Annotated in this window: 1 pseudogene; it reads left to right on the forward strand. The window is 50.5% G+C overall.

Annotated elements, in window-relative coordinates:
• Window positions 1–204: 204 nt before the first annotated feature.
• A pseudogene (locus tag ACR0EL_RS22815) lies at window positions 205–505 on the forward strand (hydroxymethylglutaryl-CoA reductase); the annotation flags it as partial.

Raw genomic sequence — 505 nt, forward strand, 5'->3', positions numbered from 1 at the left:
ACCCTTTAGGATCAAACACTTGATCGATGAACATTTGACTGGATTTCGATCAAACGACTGATAACTTGCCTCGCAGCGGTTTTTGATTGCAACAGCGTTGCACAGAAAATCTATTGGAGCGCGCTATTGGTAATTCCGTTTCATGTCCGGGAAATGCTTCAACGCATAAAAGCACGATTTGATGCTGACCAGATACCTCAGCAGATGGCGCCAAGCGATGCAGAGTTTTCAACCTTACGCCCATCTCGCAAGCCGACCAAGGAGATGGTCGCACGATTCTGGGAGAAGTTGAAACCAACGGCCAGCGACAAGGATCAGGCACAAATTGCAGATTCGGCGGCTATCGAAGATGCCGAAACCTATGGCGCCAATATCGAGAATTTCATCGGGACGGTTAAGCTTCCAGTCGGGGTTATTGGCCCCTTACGCCTGAACGGAATGAACGCCAACGGCGACTTTCATGTCCCCCTCGCAACAACCGAGGCAGCGCTGGTCGCATCTTATG

It is taken from the genome of Ruegeria sp. AH12 (genome assembly GCF_056541465.1).